This is a genomic window from Veillonella sp. (assembly GCF_015058545.1).
GTDB lineage: Bacteria > Bacillota > Negativicutes > Veillonellales > Veillonellaceae > Veillonella_A.
Genome location: NZ_SVCB01000102.1, coordinates 1 through 8,187, shown reverse-complemented (window position 1 = coordinate 8,187; position 8,187 = coordinate 1). Strand labels below are relative to the sequence as shown.

Sequence of the window (8,187 nt, the reverse complement as noted above, 5' to 3'; positions counted from 1 at the left end):
GGACTCGTAATACGCCGCGTCAAAAGCTGAGGGTCATTCAGGTAATCCCAACCGTAAAAACCCTTTAAACAAAGACGCCCCTCGTTGGTACGACCCGGAGCGCCTTTTGCAGAAATTATGCGGTTAGCCTTTTTATCGACAGTAAATTCTATCTGGCAACCGGAACCGCAATACGAACAAACCGAAACAACTTTTTCATACGTAGTTTGCATAGTATAGCCTCACATTCACTTGAATTCCCTAATATGTCTAAACTAATACATCTAAACTAACAAATCAACAAAAGTTGCTGATACAAGTAAATTCTATATCGTGATTGCAAATTCCTTTTTTCAATTATGCTTATTTCACATAATTAATTATTTACATAATTCAATCTCATTTATAAGCCCTCCCCTCACGGCCGACTATTTTCAACTGAACTATATTTCTTCATAAGAATATACAAAGGTGCAACAAGAATCATAGCGCCAAGTCCTGCTGCTAATTTAAACAAATCCGCATTAGCTAAAAGCCATAAACTAGCTACGACGGCAATCACCGGAACGAATATCCCAAACGGCACTTTATAACCTGCATGGTTGGGATTCTTTTTTCTCAAAACCGGAACAGCAATACAAGTCGGAATATATTGACTAAATCGACTAATAACACTAATTGCGGCTAGTTCTACAAAGCTTCCTGTCAAGGTTAATAAAATGGCCAATCCCCCTGTAATAAGCACCGAAATATAAGGCACATTATATTTATTATTTTTCATCATAAATTTAGGTAACAATCTGCCTTCTGCCAATGCTTGAGCACATCGTGGCGTATTAAAGGAACTGGCAATATTCAACCCGCCTATAGATATTAAGGTCCCCAGCGTTACCAGCAACAAACCGTTACTCCCCCAAACATGACCCATAGCATCTGCTACAGGCGTTTTCGTTCCGCCTAAATCAGCACCCAAAATACCAACACAGTTAAACTGAACGAAAAAATAAACTACCGATACGAAAGACATGGATATGATTAAAGCCAACGGAACATTCCTCTTTGGATTCTCCATATCCCCTGCAGCTACACCTAAGTTTTCAAAACCTGTAAAAGCAAAAAATACAATAATAAAAGCTGTGGACACAGAGTTAATTGTCAAATCTGACGGGATAAACGGAGTATAATTAGCACCCTCTACATACCATATACCGCCTAAAACAAATACTAACATAGGAATCAACTTGGCCACAGTAGCAATATTATTTAAATACGCCATAATGTTTATCCCCAAAAGATTAACCAAGCTTAAAGTAAGAATTATCCCAATAGCTATAGTCTTTTGCAATACAGGAGAAGCAATTTGCGGAATCAGTGCTGATAAAGCAGTGGAAAAGCCAACGGCCATAGTCGCCCAGGCGATTATACTAACAATCCATTTCATAACACCTACTTCATACCCAAAGAAATCCCCAAATGCTTGTTTCGCGTAAAGATACGGTCCACCGGACTGTTCAAACAAACTGCCGCACTCCGCAAAACAAAGAGCAATAGACATAACCAAAACAAACACAAATAAGTAAGCCACCAAACTGGCCGGTCCTAAATGGTCATAGGCCGAACCCGGTAGGAGAAAAATACCGCTACCTATGACACCATTAATCCCGTACAGAACGATTGTTTGTAAATTCCACTTTTTATCATTCATTTTATGTCCTCCCTATTAAAAACTTTGTCCTCATTATAGAAACATAAAAATTAAAAGTCAACTAAAAGCCATGTTTCAGTCAACTTTGTTCTATATAGCCGAAGACCAAGATAAGATAGGTTCTCTCCCCCCGCCCCATAAGTATAAATACGCCGGCTGTGATTGGAACCCTGACCCAAATTCTGAGGCTTGGCTCAAGCATTTTGTATTGAATCGATATGATATAAATACGAAAAAAATATCCCGTCTCGCGAACTTTGCTCTATAGAGCCAGAGAGCGATATGGGATATTTTTTCGTATACAAAATCTTATTAATCTAAGCTGAGCCAAGCAAATGATTGGGCAGGTTCCCTCACGGCCGGCTATTAAAACTTATGATTATGCAACATCTTCACAAATTCAGGGTCAAAGTGATTTACGATTTCGCTATGACCGATGTCCATTGTCTTGATTTGATCCATATCTTCCTGCGAAAGTTCAAAATCAAAAACATCTATGTTTTGCTGCATACGTTCTTCACGAACTGATTTAGGAATTACAATAACGCCACGTTGAATATTCCAGCGTAAAGCAACCTGTGCCGCTGTTTTATTGTATTTTTTACCAATGGCCGTCAAAATTGGATCGGTAAATAAATTACGTTTACCTTCGTTAAAAGGTCCCCAAGCTTCCGGTACAACGCCGTATTCCTTCATTGTATCAAGGTTAAGCTGTTGTTGGAAAAACGGATGTAATTCCACTTGGTTAATCATCGGTTTGATTTCAAATGTCATGCAAAGATCAGCAATTACGTGCGGATAGCAGTTAGCCATGCCGATAGCTCTCAATTTGCCCTCTTTATATAACTTTTCAAGAGCCTTCCACGCATTAATATAATCACCGATTGGCTGATGTAAGAGCATAAGGTCGATATACTCTACACCAAGACGTTCCAACGACAATTCCACAGCTTTGATAGTCTTTTCATACGAGTAATCTTGAACCCAAACTTTGGTGGTAATGAAAATTTCTTCGCGCGGAATGCCGCTTTCTTTAATCGCTTCCCCAACAGCCGTTTCATTCAAATAGGCCTGAGCCGTATCAATCAAACGGTAGCCGTTTTTCAAAGCCGTTGCCACGGATTTTTTCGCTTCTTCGTGGTCCGGAATCTGAAACACACCGTAACCAAGCATCGGAATTTTTACACCATTATACAACTCTCTGTATTCCATAATTTCTCTCCTTAATCTATATAAACATTAATTAGTCATTGGCGTGCACATCATAGTTGGCAAGTAAAAACTCAGCCACCCCTTCATTATCCGGGTTATGCACGCCTTTACCGGTATCAAGGGCACGCATTTCATTCATTTCAGCTTCTGTCAACTCGAAGTCAAAGATGTTCATATTGCTCTTAATGCGTTCCGGCTTCGTGGATTTAGGGAAAACGATAATCCCCTCCTGCACTTCGAAACGAAGGATAACCTGGCCGGCGTTTTTACCATGAGAATTGGCGATATCGGCAATTACCGGATTCGTAAGCAAATCTTCGCGGCCTTGGCCTAGAGGACCCCACGCTTCTAATTTTACATCGTGTTCAGCCATAATCTTACGAATTTCTTGCTGCTGATAATATGGATTGAATTCTACCTGATTAACGGACGGCATCGTTTTAAACTGCGGCACAAACTGATTCCAAATCTTCGGTGTCATATTACTTACACCAAGGGAGCGAATCTTGCCTTCAGCTTTCGCCTCTTCCATGGCACGCCATGCACCCGGTACATCACCGTATGGCTGATGAATCAAATACAAATCCATGTAATCAAGGCCTAATTTACGAAGGGACGTTTCAATACCCTTTTTAGCCGCTTCATAACCATAATCCTGAAGCCATAGTTTGCTGGTAACAAAAATTTCTTCACGAGGAATGCCGCTTTCGCGAACTGCTTTCCCCACTTCTGCTTCATTAAAATAAGCAACGGCCGTATCAATATGGCGAATGCCCAAGTCCAACGCTTCACGCACTGCTTTATAGGTGCTGCCGTCAGCGGGAATCAGGAATGTGCCGAAACCGTATACCGGAATTTTCACGCCATCATTCAATGTAACTGTAGGAATCTTTGTAGTCATAAGTATCTCTCCTTTTTGTCAATTTTTACACAATATAAGGTGTCAGTAACGATTTTAAAAATATATTACAAAACTCTTTGGTTCTTTCCTCAAAACTATAGGCACCGTCAGTCATATCCCAACAGAGCATCTGACCGTACAAGATATCTATAATTGTATGCGCCAAAACATCTACCGGCGTATCGGCCTTCAACTCCCCGCGAACAACACCACCTTCCAATAAAGTCTTCACTGTGTTTATATCCATATATATTTTATTGCGATGCTCCGGATTTTCGACTAAATTCGGATTCACCGTATTCCGTACCCATTCCTGACAAAGTTTCAAACTGCTTTTTTCAATATCCGCTGAAAAGCTCGTCATAAAAAATGTGAGTCGTTCTAAAAACGTACCTTCAAAATTTTTGGCTCTCTCTATAAGCTCCTCATATATTTCTAGGCCAAGTTCATATACTATATCTTCCTTACGTTTAAAATATGTATAAAACGTGCCGTTGGCAACGCCCGCAGCCTTTGCAATCTCCGCCACCGAAGTATTAACAAGACCATTTTCCCTAATAATTTTCTTAGCTGCTGCCAGTAAATTTTTCTTCGTTTCTAAGGCAGCCAACTGCCGATTATTCATATCATCACATCCAATCTTTTCGAACTACATGTTCATTGTATCACATTCAATGAATCAAAGTCAATGAATTTAATTCAATAAAATATCTGCCGGTGAAGTAAAAAGCAACGATATCTTTATGTTGCAGTCGCAATAATCTGCTTTGGGTCGTAAAAAGCCCATAGTCCTATCTGCTCCTGGGCTCTTTCAGAGCAAAAGTCGCTAGCTAGGACTATGGGCTTCTCACGCATCAAAACTCCGTATTTATTGCGACACAGCAAAAAAATAAGATACAATACGCTTTTTACAATCACCGGCAGCGTATTATCATCTCACGCGGTGGAGGTGGTCCCCTTCCCTCCACTGAAAAATGTAAATACGGTGCCGGTGCTTGGAAACGGCCCCATGCACTAAGAGGCTCGGATATTAAGAAATTTCTGAGATGATATAAAAACGAAAAAAGATAGTCCATCCAGCGAACTTTGCTCTATAGAGCCAGAGAGCAGGATGGACTATCTTTTTTTGTGTAATAATCTTAATGGGCTAATATCCGAGCCAACAGATGTCACTTGGACCGTTTACCGCACCGACAACTATTTCATTTCGAAAACTTTATTTTGAAAACTCCAAATTCTCCAATTCTTCCTCGCTAAACGGTTCTTTCATGCGTTTAGCTAAGTCATCGGCGGAGATTTCATTTTCCCAACGTGCCACAACGGCTGCGGCCACGCAGTTACCGGTTACGTTACAGAAGGTACGAGCCATATCAAGAATACGGTCAACACCGAGAATAATGGCAATGCCCTCTACCGGCAAACCGAAAGCGGCTGCCGTACCGGCGATAACGATTAAGGAAGCGCCCGGCACCGCGGCGATGCCTTTTGTGGAAAGCATCAAAGTAACAAGCATCAACAACTGTAATTCCAATGGGAACGGTATGCCGTAAACCTGAGAGATAAACACAACAGCTAACGCACTATACAAGGTGGAACCGTCCAAGTTGAAGGTATAGCCTAAAGGCAACACGAAGCTTACAATCTGTTTAGGCAGGCCGGCGCGTTCCAATTTTTCCATGGCAATCGGCAACGCCGCTTCACTGGCTGCCGTAGAAAAGGCCAATACCAATGGTTCTTTTAACACTTTTAAGAGTGGGAATAAATTGGTTTTTGTCAAAAACGAGGCAATGGAAATTACGATTACCAAGAATAGAATCAAGGCTAAGTATAAACAAAGAACGAGTTTTAAAAGTGGTAATAACATGCCGAGACCGAATTCACCTACCGTGTAAGCGATGGCACCGAAAATACCGATTGGCGACACGTACATAATATAATGAGTGACTTTGAACATAATATGTGCCAAATCTTTGGATAAATCGATAATTTGACGGCCGTCTTTACCCGTGCTGGCTGCCGCAATGGCAAATAAACAACTGAAGAAGATAATTTGAAGCATATCGCCACGCCCCATAGCATCTACGATATTGGTCGGTACAATGTTAACGAGCATTTCGATGTGGTCGATACCATGAGCGGAAGCCGCTTTATTTACTACTTCGGAAGCACCGTTTTGCGTTAAAGCTACGCCAACGCCCGGTTCCATGACATTCACGGCAAATAAGCCTACGATCAATGCCAAACTGGTAGCAAATTCGAACCATAAAATCGCTTTACCGCCCAACCGTCCGAGTTTTTTAAAATCACCGGTTCCGGCAATCCCCATAACCAAGGAGCTGAAAATGAGCGGTACCACGATCATTTTAATCATACGGATAAATACATCGCCCAATGGTTTTAGACTTTTGGCAAACTCCGGAGCGACGCCGCCCACGATAACGCCTGCCAATAAGCCGATAATAATCCATGAAGCCAGACTTAATTTTTTTAACATAGCCAATGCAATCACTTCCTTTTTCGCATACATATAAATTATTTCAAATGAGCCTTCATTAATTCAAGGGTAATTCGACTTGTGATAGGCAAATTCCAAGTCATAGTTTTAGAATAAGGAGAAAATAAAAAAGAGTTATAAACCATTGATTTTACTTCTTCCAATGGATTATAACTACGCTTGAAATACCCTTGAATTAACATGAAGCTTTTCCATTATATCAAAAAAGTTCGTTCCTTGCAATTTGCTATAGAATGACTAATTATACATTTTTGTAATTGTTTATACAAAAAGGACATCTGTCACATGTACAAAACACGGAAGATGTCCTTTATAGTTGTATACCAATAAATTGCTACTGTTAATTGTGCCTTATCGTTGAGTTGTCATAAAAGAATTTATTCATGAGCCTTCAATAGCGATACGGCCACTAAATCCCCTTCTTCATAGTTATGCTGACCTTGTTCCAATTTTGCCATACCATTAGCGTGGGCAAGTCCCAATAAAGCACTGGAAGTAAATACACGATTCGGCATGAACACGGCTTCCCCTGATTCACAAGTAATCGCCCCTTGCACATAACGATCAAATGGGTTCTTTTTGTGAATGCCGCTACCCAGTTTTAACATAACTACCGGTAACATGATATCGCGTCGTCCCTGCAAACTACGCAATACCGGCAAAACTAACAAATGATAGCAATTATACGCCGCTGTAGGATTACCGGAAAGGCCCAAACAGAAAGTAAGACCACCATTTTCACGACGAATCACACCACCATAGGAAGCGGCACCGGGACGCATGAAGATGCGATCATACAATTTTTCAGCTCCTAAGGCTTCATAAATCGCAGGCATAGAATCAAAGAGGCCCACAGACACACCACCGGTGCTTATAATTAAGTCCGCATCAGCCGCCAACTGACGAACTGTTTCAATTTCTTCATCCAGCTTATCCGGATCGTCACTTACATGATGAGCTTTAAAACCGGTAACCCCTTGCTCCTTCAACAAACCTTCCAGCATATAAAGATTAGAGTTGTAGATTTGAGCACCTTGCAGCGTTTCTGAAAGAGGCACCACTTCGCGACCTGAAGTTAGCACTACAACCTTAGGTTCTTTATATACCGGCAATTGTCGATGCCCAAGCCCGGCTGCAACAGACACGCGGCCTGCATCCAATAAAACGCCACCGGTCATCAATATATCCCCTTCGGCACATTCTTCGCCTTCCGGAATAATATTTTCGCCTTTTTCAATAACGCCGTTTACTAAAATATCGTAACCCATAGGTTCCATTACGTCGCGCACCTGCGAATGCTGCAACGGTATCCCATCATCGGAGCACAAACGACAGCGTTCCTGCATAACAATGGTGTCGCAATCATCAGGCACCGGCGCGCCCGTCATGATGCGCACAGCTTCGCCTTGAAGAACTTTGCCTTCATATTTTTCACCCGCACCGATTGTGGCAATAACCGTAAACTGCGATTGTCCTTCACTATGTACAATGGCATAACCGTCATAAGGAGCCTTACGAAATGGCGGAATACTTGTCTTGGCAGTCAGTTCTGTGCTTAAAACACGACCCAACGCATCTTCTAAAGGAATATTCTCTGTTTCTCGGGGCGGTAACTGTGCTACCAAATCCAATAATTTACTTCGCGCCGCTTCAACCGTAATGCCTTCCATACGGTCACCTCCTCAGCTTTTTTATAATCTAAAATACAACTTCCTACAGTAACTTAATTAAAGCATACTTCTTTTACCAGCCATTTGGCCAATGATTCTATATCATGTAATGAAAACACAGCTACGCCGTCCGATGGCAATACATTTTCTTGTGAAAACGCCTCATTGTCGTTCATATACACCACGGCCAATAATCTATCAACCG

7 protein-coding genes are annotated in these 8,187 nt (G+C 41.4%); all 7 read right to left on the bottom strand.

The window, feature by feature from the left end; translation table 11 throughout:
- Nucleotides 1-212: hypothetical protein (locus E7204_RS06845; protein ID WP_295183008.1), on the bottom strand; the 212-nt coding region annotated here is incomplete at its 3' end.
- Between the two features lie 185 nt (nt 213-397).
- On the bottom strand, nt 398-1,684 hold the full coding sequence (locus tag E7204_RS06840; RefSeq protein ID WP_295183005.1) for an APC family permease: 1,287 nt from the start codon (nt 1,682-1,684) through the stop codon (nt 398-400).
- 366 nt (nt 1,685-2,050) lie between these two features.
- Nucleotides 2,051-2,896 (bottom strand): aldo/keto reductase, encoded by an 846-nt coding sequence (locus E7204_RS06835; protein ID WP_295183003.1) that lies wholly within the window; start codon nt 2,894-2,896, stop codon nt 2,051-2,053.
- Between the two features lie 31 nt (nt 2,897-2,927).
- Entirely contained in the window at nt 2,928-3,797 is an 870-nt protein-coding gene (locus tag E7204_RS06830; protein WP_295183001.1) for an aldo/keto reductase, read from the bottom strand.
- A 25-nt stretch (nt 3,798-3,822) separates the two neighbouring features.
- On the bottom strand, nt 3,823-4,422 hold the full coding sequence (locus E7204_RS06825; protein WP_295182999.1) for a TetR/AcrR family transcriptional regulator: 600 nt from the start codon (nt 4,420-4,422) through the stop codon (nt 3,823-3,825).
- Nucleotides 4,423-5,013: 591 nt separating this feature from the next.
- Nucleotides 5,014-6,324: a cation:dicarboxylase symporter family transporter gene (locus tag E7204_RS06820; RefSeq protein WP_295182997.1), complete on the bottom strand. Its 1,311-nt coding sequence runs from the start codon at nt 6,322-6,324 to the stop codon at nt 5,014-5,016.
- Nucleotides 6,325-6,689: 365 nt separating this feature from the next.
- Nucleotides 6,690-7,982 carry a molybdopterin molybdotransferase MoeA gene (locus tag E7204_RS06815; protein WP_295182996.1) on the bottom strand — a complete coding sequence of 431 codons (1,293 nt, stop codon included), beginning with the start codon at nt 7,980-7,982 and terminating at the stop codon, nt 6,690-6,692.
- Between the last annotated feature and the right edge of the window lie 205 nt (nt 7,983-8,187).